This is a genomic window from Campylobacter sp. RM5063, from assembly GCF_024723655.1.
In the GTDB taxonomy this organism is placed as follows: Bacteria; Campylobacterota; Campylobacteria; order Campylobacterales; family Campylobacteraceae; genus Campylobacter_D; species Campylobacter_D lari_D.
The window spans coordinates 39,303-59,079 of the sequence record NZ_JANQDA010000003.1 but is presented as its reverse complement, the minus strand read 5'-3'; the positions used below and the strand labels follow the sequence as shown (position 1 = coordinate 59,079).

22 protein-coding genes are annotated in these 19,777 nt (G+C 28.8%); 11 read left to right on the top strand and 11 right to left on the bottom strand.

The features are described 5' to 3' along the window. Positions 1-2: 2 nt before the first annotated feature. Together CAMP5063_RS01905 and CAMP5063_RS01900 are read right to left on the bottom strand one after the other, a co-directional pair. The gene (locus tag CAMP5063_RS01905) at positions 3-2,012 is read right to left on the bottom strand and encodes a CocE/NonD family hydrolase (protein ID WP_337194709.1); all 2,010 of its coding nucleotides are present in this window, start codon (positions 2,010-2,012) and stop codon (positions 3-5) included. Further along, entirely contained in the window at positions 2,009-3,259 is a 1,251-nt protein-coding gene (locus CAMP5063_RS01900; RefSeq protein WP_337194708.1) for an MFS transporter, read from the bottom strand. Before CAMP5063_RS01900 ends, CAMP5063_RS01905 begins: the two co-directional genes overlap by 4 nt. Before the next feature lie 252 nt (positions 3,260-3,511). On the opposite strand from CAMP5063_RS01900, the gene CAMP5063_RS01895 reads away from it, so the two are divergent. From CAMP5063_RS01895 to mnmH, 7 genes are read left to right on the top strand one after another with little or no spacing between them, the layout of a single operon-like run. Further along, positions 3,512-4,456 (top strand): NAD(P)-binding domain-containing protein, encoded by a 945-nt coding sequence (locus tag CAMP5063_RS01895; RefSeq protein WP_263660070.1) that lies wholly within the window; start codon positions 3,512-3,514, stop codon positions 4,454-4,456. After that, positions 4,450-5,142: a tRNA1(Val) (adenine(37)-N6)-methyltransferase gene (locus CAMP5063_RS01890; protein ID WP_263659105.1), complete on the top strand. Its 693-nt coding sequence runs from the start codon at positions 4,450-4,452 to the stop codon at positions 5,140-5,142. The genes CAMP5063_RS01895 and CAMP5063_RS01890 overlap by 7 nt, the downstream gene beginning before the upstream one ends. Then, a complete protein-coding gene (locus tag CAMP5063_RS01885; RefSeq protein WP_263659104.1) occupies positions 5,132-5,503 on the top strand; it encodes a YkgJ family cysteine cluster protein in 372 nt (123 codons plus the stop codon). Before CAMP5063_RS01890 ends, CAMP5063_RS01885 begins: the two co-directional genes overlap by 11 nt. Continuing rightward, positions 5,479-6,714, top strand: a complete 1,236-nt coding sequence (locus CAMP5063_RS01880; protein WP_220567118.1) for a tetratricopeptide repeat protein — start codon at positions 5,479-5,481, stop codon at positions 6,712-6,714. Before CAMP5063_RS01885 ends, CAMP5063_RS01880 begins: the two co-directional genes overlap by 25 nt. Further along, the gene (locus CAMP5063_RS01875) at positions 6,699-7,301 is read left to right on the top strand and encodes an indole-3-glycerol-phosphate synthase TrpC (RefSeq protein WP_263737243.1); all 603 of its coding nucleotides are present in this window, start codon (positions 6,699-6,701) and stop codon (positions 7,299-7,301) included. The genes CAMP5063_RS01880 and CAMP5063_RS01875 overlap by 16 nt, the downstream gene beginning before the upstream one ends. After that, on the top strand, positions 7,301-7,789 hold the full coding sequence (locus tag CAMP5063_RS01870) for an HIT family protein (protein ID WP_263666181.1): 489 nt from the start codon (positions 7,301-7,303) through the stop codon (positions 7,787-7,789). Before CAMP5063_RS01875 ends, CAMP5063_RS01870 begins: the two co-directional genes overlap by 1 nt. Further along, positions 7,782-8,765, top strand: coding sequence for a tRNA 2-selenouridine(34) synthase MnmH (gene mnmH / locus CAMP5063_RS01865; protein ID WP_337194733.1), 984 nt, complete (start codon positions 7,782-7,784; stop codon positions 8,763-8,765). Before CAMP5063_RS01870 ends, mnmH begins: the two co-directional genes overlap by 8 nt. Here the strand turns inward: mnmH and CAMP5063_RS01860 are convergent. The 3 genes from CAMP5063_RS01860 to CAMP5063_RS01850 are packed head-to-tail and all read right to left on the bottom strand — an operon-like array spanning position 8,760 to position 12,188. Beyond that, positions 8,760-10,280 (bottom strand): inorganic phosphate transporter, encoded by a 1,521-nt coding sequence (locus CAMP5063_RS01860; protein ID WP_263725683.1) that lies wholly within the window; start codon positions 10,278-10,280, stop codon positions 8,760-8,762. The two genes, mnmH and CAMP5063_RS01860, sit on opposite strands and share 6 nt — an antisense overlap. 43 nt (positions 10,281-10,323) lie before the next feature. Next, positions 10,324-11,424, bottom strand: coding sequence for a 4-hydroxythreonine-4-phosphate dehydrogenase (pdxA, locus tag CAMP5063_RS01855; RefSeq protein WP_337194707.1), 1,101 nt, complete (start codon positions 11,422-11,424; stop codon positions 10,324-10,326). Beyond that, positions 11,421-12,188 carry a pyridoxine 5'-phosphate synthase gene (locus CAMP5063_RS01850; RefSeq protein WP_337194706.1) on the bottom strand — a complete coding sequence of 256 codons (768 nt, stop codon included), beginning with the start codon at positions 12,186-12,188 and terminating at the stop codon, positions 11,421-11,423. Before CAMP5063_RS01850 ends, pdxA begins: the two co-directional genes overlap by 4 nt. Before the next feature lie 55 nt (positions 12,189-12,243). Between CAMP5063_RS01850 and CAMP5063_RS01845 the strand changes: the two genes are divergently transcribed. From CAMP5063_RS01845 to CAMP5063_RS01835, 3 genes are read left to right on the top strand one after another with little or no spacing between them, the layout of a single operon-like run. Then, on the top strand, positions 12,244-13,203 hold the full coding sequence (locus CAMP5063_RS01845; protein ID WP_337194705.1) for a Ppx/GppA phosphatase family protein: 960 nt from the start codon (positions 12,244-12,246) through the stop codon (positions 13,201-13,203). Positions 13,204-13,213: 10 nt separating this feature from the next. Beyond that, a complete protein-coding gene (locus CAMP5063_RS01840; protein WP_263666179.1) occupies positions 13,214-13,657 on the top strand; it encodes a GatB/YqeY domain-containing protein in 444 nt (147 codons plus the stop codon). Continuing rightward, on the top strand, positions 13,654-14,307 hold the full coding sequence (locus CAMP5063_RS01835) for a DNA/RNA non-specific endonuclease (RefSeq protein ID WP_258107532.1): 654 nt from the start codon (positions 13,654-13,656) through the stop codon (positions 14,305-14,307). Before CAMP5063_RS01840 ends, CAMP5063_RS01835 begins: the two co-directional genes overlap by 4 nt. 31 nt (positions 14,308-14,338) lie before the next feature. Here the strand turns inward: CAMP5063_RS01835 and dnaK are convergent, their stop codons facing one another. From dnaK to CAMP5063_RS01820, 3 genes are read right to left on the bottom strand one after another with little or no spacing between them, the layout of a single operon-like run. Continuing rightward, positions 14,339-16,201: a molecular chaperone DnaK gene (gene dnaK, locus CAMP5063_RS01830; protein WP_114640400.1), complete on the bottom strand. Its 1,863-nt coding sequence runs from the start codon at positions 16,199-16,201 to the stop codon at positions 14,339-14,341. 22 nt (positions 16,202-16,223) lie between these two features. After that, positions 16,224-16,733 (bottom strand): nucleotide exchange factor GrpE, encoded by a 510-nt coding sequence (gene grpE, locus CAMP5063_RS01825; RefSeq protein ID WP_337194704.1) that lies wholly within the window; start codon positions 16,731-16,733, stop codon positions 16,224-16,226. After that, complete coding sequence (locus CAMP5063_RS01820) at positions 16,730-17,512, bottom strand: HrcA family transcriptional regulator (protein ID WP_258107533.1); 783 nt, start codon at positions 17,510-17,512, stop codon at positions 16,730-16,732. Before CAMP5063_RS01820 ends, grpE begins: the two co-directional genes overlap by 4 nt. A 240-nt stretch (positions 17,513-17,752) precedes the next feature. Here CAMP5063_RS01820 and CAMP5063_RS01815 point away from each other — a divergent pair, with 240 nt between their 5' ends. After that, the gene (locus CAMP5063_RS01815) at positions 17,753-17,884 is read left to right on the top strand and encodes a hypothetical protein (protein WP_256374638.1); all 132 of its coding nucleotides are present in this window, start codon (positions 17,753-17,755) and stop codon (positions 17,882-17,884) included. Here the strand turns inward: CAMP5063_RS01815 and CAMP5063_RS01810 are convergent. From CAMP5063_RS01810 to CAMP5063_RS01800, 3 genes are read right to left on the bottom strand one after another with little or no spacing between them, the layout of a single operon-like run. After that, the gene (locus CAMP5063_RS01810; RefSeq protein WP_337194703.1) at positions 17,873-18,502 is read right to left on the bottom strand and encodes a hypothetical protein; all 630 of its coding nucleotides are present in this window, start codon (positions 18,500-18,502) and stop codon (positions 17,873-17,875) included. The genes CAMP5063_RS01815 and CAMP5063_RS01810 overlap by 12 nt on opposite strands. Then, positions 18,499-18,735, bottom strand: coding sequence for a hypothetical protein (locus CAMP5063_RS01805; protein WP_337194702.1), 237 nt, complete (start codon positions 18,733-18,735; stop codon positions 18,499-18,501). Before CAMP5063_RS01805 ends, CAMP5063_RS01810 begins: the two co-directional genes overlap by 4 nt. Then, the gene (locus CAMP5063_RS01800) at positions 18,719-19,771 is read right to left on the bottom strand and encodes a DHH family phosphoesterase (protein WP_039618500.1); all 1,053 of its coding nucleotides are present in this window, start codon (positions 19,769-19,771) and stop codon (positions 18,719-18,721) included. The genes CAMP5063_RS01805 and CAMP5063_RS01800 overlap by 17 nt, the downstream gene beginning before the upstream one ends. Positions 19,772-19,777: the final 6 nt, after the last annotated feature.

The window sequence follows — 19,777 nt, the reverse complement described above, 5'->3', positions numbered from 1 at the left end:
TTTTATAAACTATTTCTTTTAGTTTTATAATCATATTTTTTATCAAAAACAAGCTTATTATTTTCCTTAACTACTAATTTTCCCTTAATATAAAAATACTCCAAATCGCTAGTTTGTGTTAAGATTATATCCGCCTCCATCATACAACCCTCGCGTCCTATTTGCATTGTTTGGGTAATGGTATATTCTGCACTTAATGGGTTTTCATTTTGAAGTTTTAATTCTCTTTTTAAATTATGCTTTACTAAAACATCAACCTCATCAAATCTATAAACACCTTCTCCAAAAACCCCGCCAACACCATCTGTAATACAAGTCCAAGTATCGTTTAAAATATCATAAGAAATGCTTCTATCTACCCTACCTTCTTCTAAAAGTGTTATTGGAGTTAAAGGAGCACTTTGTGCTTGCATATTGATTTTATTGCTATCTTGACCATTAAAACATGGTAAATTAAATTCACACTCATTTAAATCTAAAGTCAAGGTTGAAATTTTTGGCATAGGCCAAAACATAGGCCAAAAAGAATTTGCTAATGATAATCTTATCTTAGAACCCTTAGCAAATCTATATCCACAAGCATCAAGTTTGATTTGCTTTTGGATAAATTCATCTTTTTTTAAAGGTATAAATTGCTCTTTATTATCACTTAATGCAAGATTGATTACTCCATAACTTACTCTTTTTACAAAACCATCAGCTCTAACTTCACTAAGTTGAGCAAAAAGCATAGCTTTTTCTTGATCGCTTGCAATTTTTATATTTAACATAGGAAAGCCTAAGACATCCAAATCTTGTTCTAAAAAATCACTTTCAAAAACAACTGCCATCCCATCATCCAACCTTTGATCGCTAGGACTTTCTCCTAAAACACCAGCTCCCATCCACTCTCCGGATAAAAGCCCATGATTTAGCGGGGTGTTAATTTTGATAAATTCACTTGATTTTTTACATGTTAATTTATGCGGATTTAAATAGTATCTTTTATAGCTAATATCATTTTTAAAATCATTTAAAGCAACAAAACGACCTTCTACTTTCTCTGTTTTTGAATTTGGCTTAGAGCTATTTTCAATATATGCTTGTATCATAGGAGCTTCAAATACATCGTTTTCTTCATTTTTAAGCCATTTATCCCACCATTTAAGTGCTTCTTGTAAAAAACCCATTGCAGGCAAAGGTAAGCCATCATGAGGATAAACATGAGCCCAAGGACCAACGATAGCTTTTTTTGGAACTTTCAAACCATTCATTAGAGTAAAAACAGGATTAGTGTAAGAATCAGCCCATCCATCTAATGCAAAAACAGGAACTTGTATATCATCATAATTTTCCCCAACAGACCCATGCTTCCAATAATCATCTTTTAAAGTATGCCCAAGCCATAATGTGGGCCATAAAGGCATGTTCTCAAGCCTATTGAACCATTTTTTTCTACCATTTGGATCAATTTTTGGATCAACAAAGCGTGATTGATATGCAAGCATGATATTACCCCACCAAAAATTATCATTAAGCAAACATCCGCCTTTATAATGAATATCCTCATTAAACCTATCATCAGTAAAACCTACTACTATAATTGCTTTTAAATTTTTAGGTCTTCTTGCTGCAACTTGTAAAGAATTAAAGCCACCCCAAGATTTACCCATCATACCAATATTCCCATCACACCATTCTTGCTTTGCAATCCACTCAATGACTTCTAAGGCATCATCTTGTTCTTGTTTTAAATATTCATCTTCTAATAAACCATCAGATTCCCCACTTCCTCTAATATCAACCCTAACAACCGCATAGCCATTACCACTAAAATATCCGTGCATAGGCTCATCTCTACCCCTTGTTCCATCATTTTTTCTATAAGGAATGTATTCTAATATAGCAGGAACTTTTTCTTTTACTTGAGGAAGCCAAATTCGTGATGAAAGCTTAGTGCCATCTTTTAAAACTATCCATTCATTTTCTATTACTCTAACCTTGTTTTTAAAGTTAAAAACAATTTCCTTCATTTCATCTCCTTTTTATTGTATTTTTTAATCCAAATCAAACAAAACATTACGCCCAAAATAGCCATAACTATCATGATGGTAAAATATATATGAAAACCTTTTACACCTGGGTATCTATCTAATAAATCTCCAGCAAGTAATGGTGCAAAAACTTCAGGCAAATACCCAAAAGTAGATACAATACCTATAGCCATACCCGCTAAATGTATAGGAATTTTTCCCTCACTAAGTAAAGAATAATAAATTCCAAAATTAGAATACATAGCTATATAAATTATGACACAAGCAGAAGTTAAAACACTCATTTGTAAAAATCCATTTAATTTTGAACTAAGCATTAAAAAAATAACACCAATTCCCATTAAAATAAAGCCTATCATCATTATTTTAGCTTTTCCATATCCATCTGCTATAAATCCACCCGCTACAGAAGAAACCGGACGAATATATTGAGCCAATACCGTTAAAATAGCTGCAAAAACAGCAGAAGTTCCTATAACATTGCTTGCATAAGGAGTAAAATAATAAAAACTCATGTTAAAAAAATATGTACAAAAAGTAATAGCAACCACAAGCCAAAGAGCAGAATTTTTCAAAAGAAAAACCAAGTCTTTGATTTTAATCTTCTCACTTTGCTCATTAATATCATCTTTCAAAAGAAAAAACAATAAAATAGCACTTGCGATAGGAGCTATAGAATAAAACACAATAACCATTTCTATACCTTGTGCGGCTAAGGCTTTTGTTTGAAAATATCCAAAAATACTCGTAGCTATAGCCAAATGTGCAGCACCAACAACTCCTCTACCGCCTTCAAAAATTCCATAAGCCCTTGCTTGTTCTTTAGAATTTGCTAAACTCCTTACTATTTTCATCAAAGAAGGCCAAAAAGTTAATAATGAGGTAATCCCCCAAATTCCATAAATAATCAAAAGTGTATTTAAAGAAGTAAAATATAAATGCAATAAACCACCAAGTCCTGTAGCAATTAAAGAAAAAATCAATAATTTTTTTGGTGCAAAACGATCTGCTAAATAACCTCCTAAAGCATAAGAAAACAAACCAAGCAATCCATAAGCACTACCCAAAAGCCCCATTTCAAAATTATTTAAATGATAAAGACTCATATAATCATCATAATAATACTTTCTAAAATAAGGTAAACCATAAATAATAGATCCGCAAAAGGATAATAACAATAATGTTAAAAAATTATTTTTTAAACTTTGTCCTGTATTTTGTCCCATCAAAAACTCCTTTTGCATACTATATATAATTTTTATGTTTTTTTTGCTTTTATATAAGTGATTTTATGCAAAAAATATTATAATAATATATTTTTTACACATTTTAATCTACTTTATTATAAAATTTTATTAATTTAATAATTTATAAGCATAAAAAATTTATTTACAAAATAAAAATAATTTCTGTTTTTTATTTTTTATTATTGTTTTTTTGATACATTTACATAAACTAAAAATTAAAAAAGGGAAATAATGAAAATTTTTGATATGGTAGTTATTGGCGCTGGCCCTGCAGGTATTGCAGCAGGAGTAGAAGCTAAAATAAAAAATAAAGAAGTTATTGTTTTAGAAAAAGCTGATGCGATTTGTCAAACCTTAGTAAAATTTTACAAAGAAGGTAAAAGAGTAGACAAAGCTTATAAAGGTTGTGATAGCACAAATCACGGGCATATAAATTTTGAAGATGGAACTAGAGAAAGTACGATAGAAACTTTCCAAAATGCTATCAAAGAGCATAATCTTGAAGTAAAGCTTTCTAGTGAAGTTGAAAGTGTTAAAAAAGATGGAGAAAATTTCATCGTTAGTACTGCAAATGAAAATTATATTTGTAAAAATGCAGTTATTGCCATAGGTAGAATGGGTAAGCCAAATAAACCAAGCTATACTTTACCTATAACTTTAACAAAAATCATCAATTTTAATGCAAATTCAACAAGCCAAGATGAAAAAATCTTAGTTGTAGGCGGTGGAAATTCAGCAGCAGAATACGCTATAGATTTAGCTAAAAATAACGATGTTACACTTTGCTATAGAAGAGAAACTTTCTCAAGATTAAACGATATTAATCTTGAAGATATTCAAAAAGCTTTTGAGCAAGGCAGTGTAAAAGCAAAACTCGGCATAGATATAACTGGTATTGAAGATGAAAATGGCAAAGCTAAAGTAAATTTCACTAACAATACAAGTGAAATTTATGATCGCATTATTTATGCTATTGGTGGTTCAACTCCACTTGATTTCTTACAAAAATGCTCTATAGAAGTTGATGAAAAAGGTGTGCCAAGCTTTGATGAAAACAAAGAAAGTAATGTAAAAGGATTATTTGTAGCAGGCGATATAGCGAGTAAAAACGGAGCTTCTATTGTAGTGGGTTTAAATGATTCATTTAAAATCTGCGATCATCTTTATAAATGCTAAAACTCTTTCAATATTCAAAAGGCTATCGTTATAATAATGATAGCCTTTTACTTTTTGACTTTTTATCTAAAAATAACTTAAAAGGAAATATCCTTGATATAGGATGTGGATGTGGAATTTTAGGACTTTTAGTAAAGCAAAAATTTCCAAATTCAAAAGTTTATCTACTAGATATTCAAGAGCAAAATATCAAACTAAGTTATAAAAATGCCAAAGAAAATAAACTTGAAATTCAAAGCATTTGCGAAGACTTTTTAAACTATAAAAGTGATATAAAATTTGATTTTTTAATCTCTAATCCTCCATTTTATAAAAAAAATACACAAAAAAGCCAAGATTTGCATTTATGTATATCAAGATATCAAGAATTTATGCCGCTTGAGAAGATGTTTGCTAAAATAAATACTTTAATCAAGCCAAATGGTAGTTTTTTTATGTGCTATGAGGCAAGTTTTTTAGATGAAATTTGTGCTTATTTAAAACAATTTAAATTAAAACTAGTTTCTCTTCAATGTATTCACACCAATACACAAACTAATGCAAGGCTTGTTTTAATGCATATTAAAAAAAATAATAAAAGCCCTTGTGTGATAATGCCTACGCTTTTTATGTATGAAAATAATGTTTTAAATCCAAAAATTAGCGAAATTTATGAAAATACAGGAACTATAAGCTATGATATGTGAAAAAAACTTTGATTATTCTTTTGATGAAAATGCTTGTAAAATATGCGGTGGAAAATGCTGCACTGGAGAAAGTGGATATATCTATGCTAGCAAAGAAGAGCTAGAAGCTATTGCTGCTTTTTTAAATTTAAACTTTGAAGCCTTTAAAGAACAATACCTTATCAAAGTTGGATTTAAATATAGTTTTAAAGAAGTAAAGCATGAAAATGGCTATCGTTGTATTTTTTTTGATACAATGTATAAAAAATGTTTAATTTACAAGCATAGACCAAAACAATGTAAAACTTTTCCATTTTGGGAGTATTTTAAAACACACAAAGAGGAGTTGAAAGAAGAATGTATAGGGGTTTGCTTTCACTAATTATCGTTTTTATCCTAACAAACCTTGCTTTGGCTAAAAGCGAAGATAAAATCTTACAAGCACTCATTTATGAAGAACATGGACAGTTTCAAAAAGCATGTGATATTTATACAAATTTATTTCATGAAAATAATGAAAGTATCTATTTGCAAAAAGCATTGCTTTTAGCTTTGGGTGCTAACTTAAAACAAAAAGATGAACTTTTAAAAGCCTCTAAAGAATTTTTAAATCATACAGCTATTGCAAGATTAAATGCTTTGCATTTTTTTGAAATAGGAGATTATAAACAAGCCGAAACTATACTTTATAAACTCATTAAAGAAGAGCAAGATTATAGAAACTATGAAATACTAGGTGATATTTTTGCTAAAAAAGCTTTATACACCAAAGCTTTAGAGCAATACAATCTTGCTTATAAGCTTTTTGAACATGAAAATTTATTACTTAAAATAGTTGAAATTAATATTAAAAATAAAAATATCGATCAAGCTAAAAAAGCTTTAGAAGAATTTGTAAAAAATTCACAATGCACTCTTAAAACATGCACCCTACTTTTAAAAATTTATCAAGAGCAAAAAAACAATAAGGCAAGCATTCAAACCCTTGAAAAACTATATAAACTCAACAATGATATTAAATATATATATGCTATGATAGAATTACTAGTGCAAGAAAAAAATTATAAACAAGCTCTAAATTTAGTCCAACAATACAACATAGATCCTGATACTAAAATTTTCTTATATACACAAACAAAAAATTATAAAAAAGCTTACGAAATAGCTTTAAAACATTATGAACTTAGCAAAGATAAAAAATACCTTTCTATGGCAGGGGTTTTAGAATTTGAAATTTATATGGATTCTAAAAGTAAAAAAATCACGGATCCAAAAATTCTAGCTTCTATTATGAAAAAATTTGAACAAAGTGTAGATGTGCGTAGCGATGCTTTATATCAAAACTACTATGGCTATGCCTTAATCGAATATGATATTGATATTGCAAAAGGCATAGAATTAGTAGGCTGGGCACTTGAACAAGAACCACAAAATCTTTACTACCTAGATTCTTTAGCTTGGGGCTATTATAAACTTAAAAATTGCAAAAAAGCTTATGAAATTTTACAAAAAACATTCCACGATAAAGAATTTGCAAATTCCCAAGAAAGCAAAGATCACTTAAAGGCCATTGAAAAATGTTTAAAACAATAGATTTAAAAGATCATTTTTCAAAAACACAAAAAATTCTAGAAAATAAAAAAGAAATTTTTCCTTATGATATGCTGGGCAGAAGCCTAGCTTCTAATGCTTTTTATCCTAAAGATATTTACACACTTTTGCTTGAAAGAAAACTTTCGCATTTTTTATACTCCAAAGATTTAAATTTTAATCATGAAAATTTTGATGCTATCGTTTTACCAACAAGTCCTTTGCTTAATCAAGACATACAAAATTTAAGTCTTTTTAGACGCTATCATGACAAACCCATTGTGCAATTTGACTTTATTTTTGATGAATATCAAATTTTGGAAAGCTTGGTATATGGAGCTGATGCGTTTATTGTATTTCCTAAAATACTAAAAACTATGCAACTAAAAAAACTTTATAATTTTGCAATACATCTTGGCTTAGAGGCCATTTTTTATATTGAAAGCAAAAGCGATCTTAATAATGCTATTTTAGCAGGAGCTAGAATTTTTTTATTAGAAGATGAAAAGCTATTACCTTTGATACCAAAAAATAAAGCTCTTATAAGTAAAAATATCAAAAATCTGCATGCTTGCATAAAGGAGAGTTGATGGAGTATTTATACGCACCTTGGAGGGATGTTTATTTTAATAATAAAGATAAAAATTTTTGCCCTTTTTGTCATTGTAAGTATGAACTCAATGAAGATGAAAAACTTGGGGTAATTTTTAGAGCTAAAGAATGTTTTGGCATTATGAATAAATACCCTTATAGTCCGGGTCATTTCATGATTATCCCTTATGATCATTTAGAAAATATAGAAGATTTAAATAATGATACATGGCTAGAAATTAGCCATTTTGTGCGTATTGGAGTTAAAATTTTAAAAGAAAACTTTCATGCTAAGGGTGTTAATATAGGTATGAATTTAGGCAGTGCAGCAGGAGCTGGCATAGCGCCGCATTGTCATTATCATTTAATCCCAAGATGGCAAGGGGATACAAATTTTATCACTACCATAGGACAAACTAGAGTTTGTGGGAGTGATTTGGGAAAAGTTTATACCACCTTATGCAAAGCTTTTAAAGATTATGTATAAAGAAGTTGATTTTGAAAATTTTTTAAAATTTAATTTTGATCTTTTAATTGATGTAAGAAGTCCCAAAGAATACAAACTTGCTCATATAAAATCTGCGCAAAATTACTACGCATTAAATGATAATGAATTTGAAGAAATAGGCACACTTTATAAGAAAAATAAAGGCTTAGCTAAAGCAAAAGGTGCAAGTTATATTTGTAAAAATATGAGTGAACATATTAATAAACTTTATCAAAATTATAAAATAGGTTCTTTGGTGGGAATTTATTGTGCAAGAGGTGGTAAAAGATCAAAAGCTATTGCTTTAATCTTGGCTGAACTTGGTTATAGAGTTGTAAGATTAGAAGGTGGATACAAGGCCTATAGAAGTTATGTGAGTGAGTTTTTTAGGAAAGATTTAAATATTGAGTTTTTATGTCTTTGTGGCAATACAGCAAGTGGTAAAAGTGATTTAATCCAAACTTTAAACAATGCTTTAAATTTAGAAAAACTAGCTAATCACCAAGGATCAAGTTTTGGTAAAATTTATGGAGAACAACCAAGCCAAAAAGCCTTTGAAGATAAGTTGTTTTATTTTTTAAAAGATTATACTCACAAAACTTGTTTTATAGAAGCTGAAAGCAGACAAATTGGAAATTTAACTATCCCACTAAATTTATATAATAGTATGCAAAAAGCTAAGAAAATTTGGTGCGAGTGTGATATAAATTTACGCATTCAAAGAGTTTTAAAAAACTATACTCCAATGGATAAAAAAGTGTTTTATCAATGTGTTGAGAAAATCTCACCCTATATCAGTAAAGACTTCAAGATAAAACTTTGTAAAAATTATGAAGAAAATAATTTAGAACTTTGTGTAAAAATGCTTTTTGAATATTATGATAAAGTATATAAAAAACCTTCAAAAATTGATTATTTTATAAATAGCTCTAATTTAAATGAAGCTAAAAAATATCTTATGAGTTTAAACTCATAAGATTATATTTACAAAAATTACAAAAATAATACTTGAAAGAATTCCAGCAACTGGTAAAGTAATAACCCAAGCTAAACCAATAGGTTTCATCATACCCCATTTAGCATCTTTATTAAACACCCCTATACCCAAAATGGCGCCGATTAAAATATGGGTTGAGCTAACTGGAATTCCAAGTTGAGTTGCTAAAAGTATAACAATACTTGCACCAAGTTCAGCACTAAATCCTGTTGTTGGCTTAATTTCTGCTAGTTTTGAACCAACAGTTTGAATAACTTCTTTACCTAAAAACCAAAGTCCAATAACCAAAGCTATACCAAACATAAGCATTACAGCAAATGGCACTGGCGAACTTGGATTAATGGTGTTGTTTTTAAGCACATCTAAAATCGCAGCAAATGGCCCAAGAGCATTAGCTATATCATTAGCTCCATGCGAAAAAGCAAAACTAGAAGCAGTAAAAATTTGAAACCACGAAAAAATCTTTTCTATAGTTTTATTTACTTCAGTTTTTTTCATCAATCTTACAACAGCCAAAGTAACTATATAAGCAAAAATAGAAATAATAGAAACTATCCATAAATTCTGCACCATATCTAAAGTAGAAACTTTATTTAAACCTTTAAATAAAAACATTGACGCTATTATTAAAGCAGCTATCCCTGCAACCAAAGGAACATGGAATTTCATTTTAGAAAAAACATCTATATTTTTTTCTTTTTCTTTTAATTCTTTAATTTTTAACTTATATTCACTTCTTTTTTCATCGTCATCTAAAACAATGGCGCTTAATTCTTTAATTTGCTCTTCTTGACTTTTGTTTTTTAAATTGATAAAAAAATTTTCTTTAAACTCCTTTTTTTCTTTTTTAATTTCTTTTATTTGCATATTAATCAAAGCCGAAGGTTGAAGTATTTTTTTATAAATATAAGCATAAATTAAATACGCCACAAGTCCACCAAGTAAAGGAGAAATAACCCAACTCATAGCTATCTTATAAATACCATTCCAATTTACCATAGAAAAAGCTTGGTCTTGATTAAAAAATACAAACCCCATAGCTATACTTGAACCTACAATACCACCTATAATGCTATGAGTAGTAGAAACTGGAAGTCCTTTTTTTGTTGCTATAAATAACCAAATACCTGAACTTAGCAAAGCTGAAAGCATAACACATACAAACACCATAGGATCAACACTATCTGGTAAAACCACTATACCACTTCTTATAGTATTAGTTACTTCCCCACCTGCAAACACAGCTCCACTTAATTCAAATACTGCTGCAATAATTAAAGCTTGCTTGATAGTAACTGTCTTAGCTCCCACGCTAGTGCCAAATGAATTTGCAACATCATTGCCGCCAACATTAAAGGCCATAAAAATTCCAAATACACTAGCAAGAATAAATAATATCATGGAATTATTAGGAATATAATTATAACCCCAAACAAAAAAACACAAAACGCTTACAATAAAAATAAAAAATGCAATGGTATTGTCTTTACTCAAGCATTCTCCTTAAGAAATTATTTTAAGAATATTTTAGTAACTTTTACTTATTTTTTTCTTTGATTTGTAAAAATTGTAAAGCAGATTTTACTGCTTGCATATAACTTTGTAAGTTTATTTTTTCATTTTTATAAGCCCTATCATAAGCTGTTCCATGATCAACACTAGTTCGAATTATGGGTAAATTTAAACTCGCATTAATACTTTTATCAAAATACAAAGCTTTTAAAGGTGCTAAAGCTAAATCATGATACATACTGACTAAATACTTGCATTTACTTAATGCAAAAGGAGTAAAAGCACTATCGGCCACTAAAGGCTCACTTAAAAAAATATTTTCCTTATAAGAAAACTCTTTTTCTTTTTGACTTAAAAAATATTCATTTTCTAAATTTTGTAAATTTAATGCATGATCTTTTAAAAATACATTTGCCATTCTTATGGCCTTTTTTATTTCTTGCTCTTCCTCTCCACCTATTACGCCATTATCGCTTGCATGAGGATTAAAACCCAAAACTCCAATTTTTTCAAATAAAGTGCATTGATAAAAATTAATTAAAAATTGCGCAAGCTCAAAAGCCTTAATTTCTTTATAAACATCTCTTAAAGGCATATGTTCAGTATATAAAGCCACAAAAAGCTCATCACACCCTAACATCATAATAGCATCTTGTTTGAAAAAATTTCTTAGTGCTTCAGTATGACCTTTATAGCTCACTCCCCCCATTTGCCAAGTTTTTTTATTAATCGGTAAAGTTACTAAAGCATCTAAAAATAAATGCGTGCAATAACTAGCTCCTTCAAAACTTAAAAAAGAATAAGCTCCACTTTTAGCGTCTAAATTTGCAGGATTTAACTCAAAATCAAAATCAATAATTTTACTAGCTTGATATGAAAACTCATAAATTAAAAAATTTTCTTTTTCTTCTTTAAAAGCAAAATGTGGTTTTAAAGCATTAGAAATTTCAACTAAATTGATTTTAGATTTAGGATTTATTTTCAAAAGTTTATTTGCTTTTTGAAATAATTCATAATGTACAAAATAATATGGCTCACAAATTTTTACTAGCTCATCATGACAAGATAATAAAATTTGCATACCTATACCATTTAAATCTCCTATGCTAATAGCAATTTTTTTCATCTTTTAATCAAAGCTTTCATTTGCAATATAGCTTTTTCTAAGCCTACAAAAACCGATCTTGCTACTATGCTTTGACCTATATTTAACTCTTCTATTTCTAAAATATCCACAATATTTTTTACATTTTTATAATTAAGCCCATGACCAGCTGCCACTCTTAAATTTAAATCCTTAGCCAAACTCGCACTTTGTTTTAATCTTTGGAGTTCATTTTCTAAAAGCTTTTTGAGTTCATTTTTACTTAAAATTAATTCAGGCAATGCATAAGAAGTTTGATTGATATTGGTATATAATGCATTATAAATATTAGCATACAATCCTGTATGAAGCTCTATAAAATCAGCATTTAAAGAAGATGATTTATTAATATCTTCTAAATTTGGATCAATAAACAAAGAAACTTCGATTTGCTCTTGTTTTAAAGCATTAATGGCTTCTTGTAATTTTTCATTGTCTAAATTTAAACCACCTTCTGTTGTAAGCTCTTGTCTTTTTTCAGGTACTAAAGTAACGCGCGAGGGTTTGTATTTTAAAGCATATTCTATCATATCAATAGAGCATTCTAAATTCACTACACATTTGCAATATTTTAAGATATTTTCTAAATCAAACTCATTAGCATGACGACGATCTTCTCTTACATGGATAGTGATTTGATCAGCTAAATTTGCACTCAAAAACGCAGCTTCAAGCAAATCAGGATCATTTACTTTTCTAGCTTCTCTTAAAACTGCTATATGATCGATATTAACCCCTAAAAGCATAAGTTTTCCTTATAAGTTTTTTGCTATTATACTTTAAATTTTTTAAGGAGAGCTAGTGCTAGGTATTGATATGGGTTCAAATACATTAAGAGCTGTTTTGATGGATGAGAATTTTAATAAATTAAAAAGCGAAGAATTTATCATAGGAGCAGCTAAAAATATGCAAAATGACACCATTAGTGATGAAGCTATAGAAAGAATTTTTAGCGCTTTGAAAATCTTAAAAGAAAAAAATTATAACTTAAGTCAAGCTAAAGCAGTCGCCACAGCTGCTTTTAGAAAAGCAAAAAATACTAAGCTTATTTTTGAAAAAATTCAAAAAGAATTTAAACTTGATATAAAATTAATCGATGCAAAAACCGAAGCAAAACTAAGCGTTTTAGGTATGCAAGAGCGTCTTAAAGCTCTTAAACTTTTTAGAAAAGACTTAAGTTATTGTGATTTGGGCGGTGCTTCTTGTGAAATTTCAAATGATAAGTTTAGCAAAAGTTATGATTTTGGAATCATTAGTTTTTATGAAAAAATGCATTTTAAAGCCATAAAACCAAGTGCTTATGTAAGATTTTTTAAAAAATATCCACAAAATCTTGTGCGTATTAAAGATGAAAAATTAAAAATTCATCTAAGCCCCTACCCTGCGCATTTAAAGCAACTTGCCTTAAAAGCTTTTAATCTTAGTAAAGATATAAAATTAAAAGGAAATTTTTTCATACTAAATTCAGGAGTACCTACCACACTTTGTGCTTATAAACAAAACATAAAATACAAAGACTACCTAGAAGAAAGTGTAAATGGTAAAATACTCAAACGCAAAGATTTTTTTGATTTTGCATTAAAAATTTGGAATTTAGAACAAGAAAAAGCTAAAATTTATCTTGGAGAAAATAGAAAAAAATACCTCATAGCAGGCTCAATGATACTTTTTGCTTTATTTAATAAGCAAAAGCTCATTGTGATTGATGATGGTGTTAGAGAAGGTGTGTGTATAGCACATTTTAAAAATATCAAATTTTAAAGGAGAAAAAATGAGTTTAAAAGATCAAATTTTAGAAGACATTAAAGAAGCTATGCGTAATAAAGATGATTTTAAAAGAAACACTTTAAGAACGCTTAATGCTAGCTTTAAACAAATAGAAGTTGATGAGAGAATCACACTTAATAATGAAAGAATATACAAAATCATTGCGAGTGAGATTAAAAAACGAAATGAAGCTGCACTTGCTTTTAGCAAAGGTTCTAGAGAAGATTTAGCACAAAAGGAACTCCAAGAAGTAGCTATTTTAAGTGCTTATTTACCAAAACAACTTAGCGATGAGGAATTAGAAAGTGAGCTAAAAAAACTTATAGAAAAACTACAAATTAGCTCTTTAAAAGAACAAGGTATTTTGATGAAAGAAGCTAAAGCAGCTTTTGGTGCGAGCGTTGATGGTAAAAGACTTAATGAAATGGTAAGAAAGCTTTTAGCATGAAAAAAGTTTTAACACTTTGCGCCTTAGCTTTAAGCTCTTTTGCTTATACTCAATATGAATTACATCCTAGCTTTAAAGCTTATTTTAAAGACTGCTCTTTATTAATGGATAAATATTATTATATTAATTGTTATGATTATAATTATAAAGGCACTAAGGCAATTGCTTATAAACTAGAAGCTAAAATTTTAAATCAAGGGCACATCAAAAAACGTCCAAAATTTAAAGATGATACCAATATTCCTAAAAAGTATAGAACTTATTGGGAGGATTATCTAAGAAGTGGTTATACAAGAGGGCATGTTGTACCAAATCAATCCATGAATGCAACCCCACAAGCCCAACTTAGCACTTTTTTAATGAGCAATATCACTCCGCAAAAAAAAGATATTAATGCAGAAATTTGGAATGAAATCGAACAAAGAGAAAGATATTTAGCAAAGAAAAATAAAGAATTAGAAGTCTTAAATTTAGTACTTTATGATGATAAGCCAAAACGCATTAAAAACAACATAGCCATTCCTAGTTTTTATATCAAAATTCTTAAGGCTAAAAATTTCAGCGAATGTTATAAAGTGCCAAATAATGATAATTTTGCAAGATTTGATAGAAATTATTTTAAGGAAGATTGTAAAAAATATATTGATTAAACTAGAAGCAACAAGGCTTCTAGTTTAGTTTTTACTCAACTTCAGCATCAATTACATCATCATCTTTTTTCTTTTGAGCGTTTGGTTCTTCTTTTTTATACATATTTTCTGCTAATTTATGAGAAACTTCACTTAAAGCTTTCATTTTGCCTTCGATTTCTTCTTTAGAAGCATTAGCATTTTTCAATGTCTCTTTTAACTCATCTAAAGCTTTTTGAATATTTGCTTTATCATCATCGCCTACTTTATCTCCAAGCTCACTTAAAGATTTTTCTACTTGATGTACCAAGCTATCAGCAGCATTTCTAGCTTCTACTGCTTCTTTGCGTTTTCTATCTTCTTCTTTGTGAAGCTCTGCATCTTTTACCATGTTGTTGATTTCTTCTTCACTTAATCCACTTGAACCTGTGATTTTAATCTCTTGAGCCTTACCTGTAGCTTTATCTTTTGCACTAACTGTTAAAATACCATTTGCATCAATATCAAAAGTTACTTCAATTTGTGGCATACCACGAGGTGCTGGTGGAATTCCTTCAAGATTGAAATTTCCTAAAGATTTATTATCACGGCTAAATTCTCTCTCACCTTGTAAAACATTGATAGTAACTGCGCTTTGATTATCTTCAGCAGTTGAGAAAACTTGCTCTTTTTTAGTTGGTATAGTTGTACCTTTTTCGATGATTTTAGTCATCACACCACCTAAAGTTTCAATACCTAAAGAAAGCGGAGTAACATCAAGCAATAATACATCTTTAACATCACCTTTAATAACCGCACCTTGAATTGCCGCACCTATTGCAACAACTTCATCAGGATTTACTGATTTATTAAGCTCTTTTCCAAAGGCTTTTTTAACTTCTTCTTGTACTAGTGGAACACGAGTAGAACCACCCACCATAACGATTTCTTTTACTTCACTTTTATCAAGCCCTGCATCTTTTACTACTTCATTAATTTTGCTAATAGTTTCAGCAACTAAACCATCAATCATACTTTCAAATTTAGCTCTTGTTAGAGTCTTAGTTAAGTGTTTTGGGCCACTTGCATCAGCTGTGATAAATGGTAAATTAATATTAGTTTCATTAGCTGAACTTAATTCTTTTTTAGCATTTTCAGCTGCTTCTTTTAATCTTTGCAAAGCCATTACATCGTTTTTAAGATCAATACCTGTTTCATCTTTAAACTCATTTGCTAAAAAATCGATTAATTTATTATCAAAATCATCACCGCCTAAAAATGCATTACCGCCTGTTGCTAAAACTTCTACAACATTATCACCTGTTTCAAGCACAGTAACATCAAATGTACCACCGCCTAAATCATAAACTACAATTTTTTCACTTTCTTTTTTATCAAGTCCGTAAGCCAAAGCTGCTGCAGTTGGTTCGTTAATAATTCTTAATACATTCAATCCTGCAATTTGTCCTGCTTCTTTTGTAGCTTTTCTTTGTGCATCATTAAAATACGCTGGAACAGTAATAACCGCATCTTCTACTTTTTCACCCAAGAAAGCTTCTGCATCTTCTTTTAATTTCATTAAAACTTTTGCTGAAATTTCTTGTGGAGTATAAATTTTACCTGCTATTTCAATCGCACAAGCCCCATTTCTCTCTGTGATATGATAAGGTAAGCGATTTTTAGCTTCTTTTGCTGCTTCTTCATTGATCATCAAACCCATAATTCTTTTTATAGAATAAATAGTTTTTTCAGGATTAGTCACAGCTTGACGCTTAGCGCTATCTCCAACTAAAACTTCACCTTTATCTGTAAAAGCAACTACTGAAGGAGTAGTGTTTTTACCTTCTTTATTTGGGATAACTTTACTCTCGCCTCTTTCATATACACTCACACAAGAATTTGTTGTACCTAAATCTATACCTATAACTTTTGCCATTTTTTATCCTTTTTATTAAATTTTATTTTGCAACACTAACTTTTGCTGATCTAATTACTCTATCATTCATCATATAACCTTTTTGTAAAAGTTGGACAATATGATTGCTTTCATGATCAGCGCTTTCAACATGAAACATCGCTTCATGTAAATTTGGATCAAACTCACCATTTGCTTCTATTGCTTTAACCATATGTTTTTCAAGTTTTTTCAAAAGCAAGTCTAAAGTGTTTTGAACCCCTTCTTTTATTTTCAAACTTAATTCATCATTAGCTTCTACATTAATAGCCGCCTCTAATGCATCAACTACATCAAGCAAATCTTTAGCAAAACTTTCATTTGCATAAATTGTTGCTGAAATTTTTTCTTTTTCCATTCTTTTTTTGATATTTTCAAATTCAGCATTTGCTCTTAAATAAGTATCTTTTAACTCATTATACTCTGCTTGAAGTTTTTCTAATTCATTGTTTTGATTTTCTGAATTTTCCACTGCTTCTTCTTGTATTTGCTCATTTTGCTTTTCTTCGCTCACGCAGCCTCCTTTATAATATTTAACATTGTTTTAAAATCAGAATACACACTACCAGCAAAAACCACATTAGATTCTTTGCCTAAAAATGTACTCTTAAGCTTTAATCCCATAAAACCCTCTTCAAATAAAGGATCAAATTGCAATTTATCGTTAAAATAAAATCCAATTTGAGGAGATAAAAGCTTAGCAAATTCATCATTTTGATAAATTTGATAAGCTTTACTCTCATTATATCTATAATAAACCATAGCTTCTTTTAGCATAGTTATTTTTTCCAATAACTCTTTAAACTCAACTCTAAAAGCTAAATTTTCAATACTTTTTAGATCAAGCCCTATAAGTCTTTGTAAGAAAACCAGACTATCTTGGCTAAATCTTAAAACCAACTCATTTTGTCCAAAATCAAGTATGATAAATTTATCATTAACCTTGGTAATATCTTGCAAAATAAGCTCATCGCCACCATAAACTAAGGTATAAATTTCAAACTTATCAAGCAAAAACTCCAACAATGCAAGATCGTTAATCACAATCTCATCTTCGCAAAGTTGCTCATACCAATAAGCCTTCATAGCACTAAAAGTTGGTATGCGACCACTGCTAATATGAAGTTGCGTTAATACACCTTCATCACTTAATTTTTTAAAATAAACTCTTATAGTAGAAGCAGGTATGCTAACTTTATGATTTAACTCATTAGAACCCACAGGGTTATTACCCTCTAGATAGGTTTCAATGATAGTTTTTAAAATTAAATCTTTTTTACTATAAGACTTCACTATAAAACCTTAAATTTTTTATTTTAGCACTCAATGTTTTTAAGTGACAAGATAATTATACAACTTTAGTATAATAATGTCAAGTTATTTTTAAATAAAAATATTTAAAATTATTTAGTCTATATAACTAAAGTTTATTTAGCCATTTATATATAATATATAAAAACTTATTTTTCAGTTTTTTTAAAAGAAAAGATAATATAATTGCGTCTAGCAATATTTTTTAAAAGGTTTATAATAATGAAAAATCTTACTTTAAGAGAAAAGCAAGATCTTGAAGCTTATGTGTTTTCCAATATAGAAAGAAAAAAAATGGCTTTAAGTAGAATTTTAAAGTTATATTATTTAAGATTTTTTAGATTAGTTTTTTAATTTATATTTTCTCATACCCTCTTTTGTAAAAGATAAGTCTTTAAAATCAGGGGATGAGATTAACTCCATACAAGTTTTATCCAAATTTTCCATTCCACTTACTTGCATACTAGCTTGCAAATTTTCATCTAAATATAAATCAAAAATTACACAAGCTTGATCATTGACCTTGTAGAGAATTTTTCCACCTTTTTTCTCATCTAGTTCATACGCTTGTAATTTATCATTTTTACTCATTTTTTTAATTTCATTTGCAAAAGATTGATGTAAGGTATAATAAATCATAAAATCGCGCATAATATTTTTAATATCAGCAATTTCTTTTCTTAGTTTTGATAAATCTTTAGTGTATAAACTTATAAATTGCGTATTTAAGTATTCATTTAGACTTTTTTCGTTTAATTTTTTACACAATGGATAAATTTTAACCACGAAAGCCTTATCTTTAGCAAGTACTATATCCACACAAGCTTGTTTGTTTTGTTTGTATTCTAAAAATAAAGCTTGACTAGAGCTTAAATTTAGCGTGTTTTGTTTATTATAAGCAAAATCACTTAAATCTTCATAGATATTTGCATAAGAAAAAATTCCTATAAAAAGCAATAATAAATTTTTCATTCAAATAAATCTTTATGATGAATTTTTAAGTACTCCACTACTTCTAAGATCTCATCAACTCCTTCTTTTTGGGTATTTTGACAAACTTCATCAATACAATCAATATAAACTCCAATTGCTTTTTCTAATTTTGCTCTTTTTACCCCAGCAAACAAGAGCATTGCTTCTAAAACTATGCTTAATTCATATTGTAAATTTTCTATTTCTTCTTTGAGATCATGATTTGTTTTCATTATTTTCCTTTAATTCTTTACTTTTAATTAAATCTACAAATTGTGCTTTTATGAAATCATAGTTAGAGCTATCTTTATACGCAGCAAACAATCCACCGCTAGCATTTTTATGCCCTCCCCCATTGACCAAACTTTTAGCCATCAAACTCACATCGATTTTATTATTTGCTCTAAAACTTAAGGTTTTTCTCGAGCTAAGATCAACAAAAAAATCAAAATCAGGATTTTGCATTAAAAAATCATTTCCAATTACGGAAGTATTGCCTATATTTGAAGTTAATAAACCTTTACTTCCTTTATAAAATACACTAAATTTTTCTTTATTTACACTTAGTCTTTCTACCACAAATTTTGAAATTAAATTGCTTAAGGTATCATCATTTTCTTTTTTAAAAAAAGATTTTTTTAAGCCATGCAAATCATCATCTAAATTAATATGAGCATTTTTTTGATGAATGTATTTTCTACAAACATCAAAAAGATAAAAAAGATATTTGATATTTTCTTGTGCAAACATTACCCTATTGATTTCTTTTGCTCCAGAAACCATACCAAGTAGTACTTTTCCAAGTTCAAAATTCTCATCTTCACTCAACCAAATATCTACTGCATTTACCACATCCACAAATTCTGACAAAGCCTTATTTTCACCATAACATTTACTAAAAAAATCATAAACAATCTTAGTAGCACATCTTTTATCATCTAAAAAATACCAAGGATATTTTTGCATACATTCTAAGCCACTTTGATGATGATCTAAAAGTAAAAGTTTGATTTTTTTACCTTCTATGGCTTTTTGAAAATCTTCACATTGACTTAATGTTAAATTTAAATCCGTGATTAAAATCACAAATTCTTCATTAGGATTTTGCTTTAAATCTTCCTCTATATTTTTAAAAATCACATTAAAATTTTCATTAATTTCTTTACCGTAATTAGAATTATAAAAATAACAATTCTTAAAATAAAAATCTAGCACATACTGACAAGCATAACCATCTAAATCCGTATGTGAAAGATGATAAATTTTCATATTTTT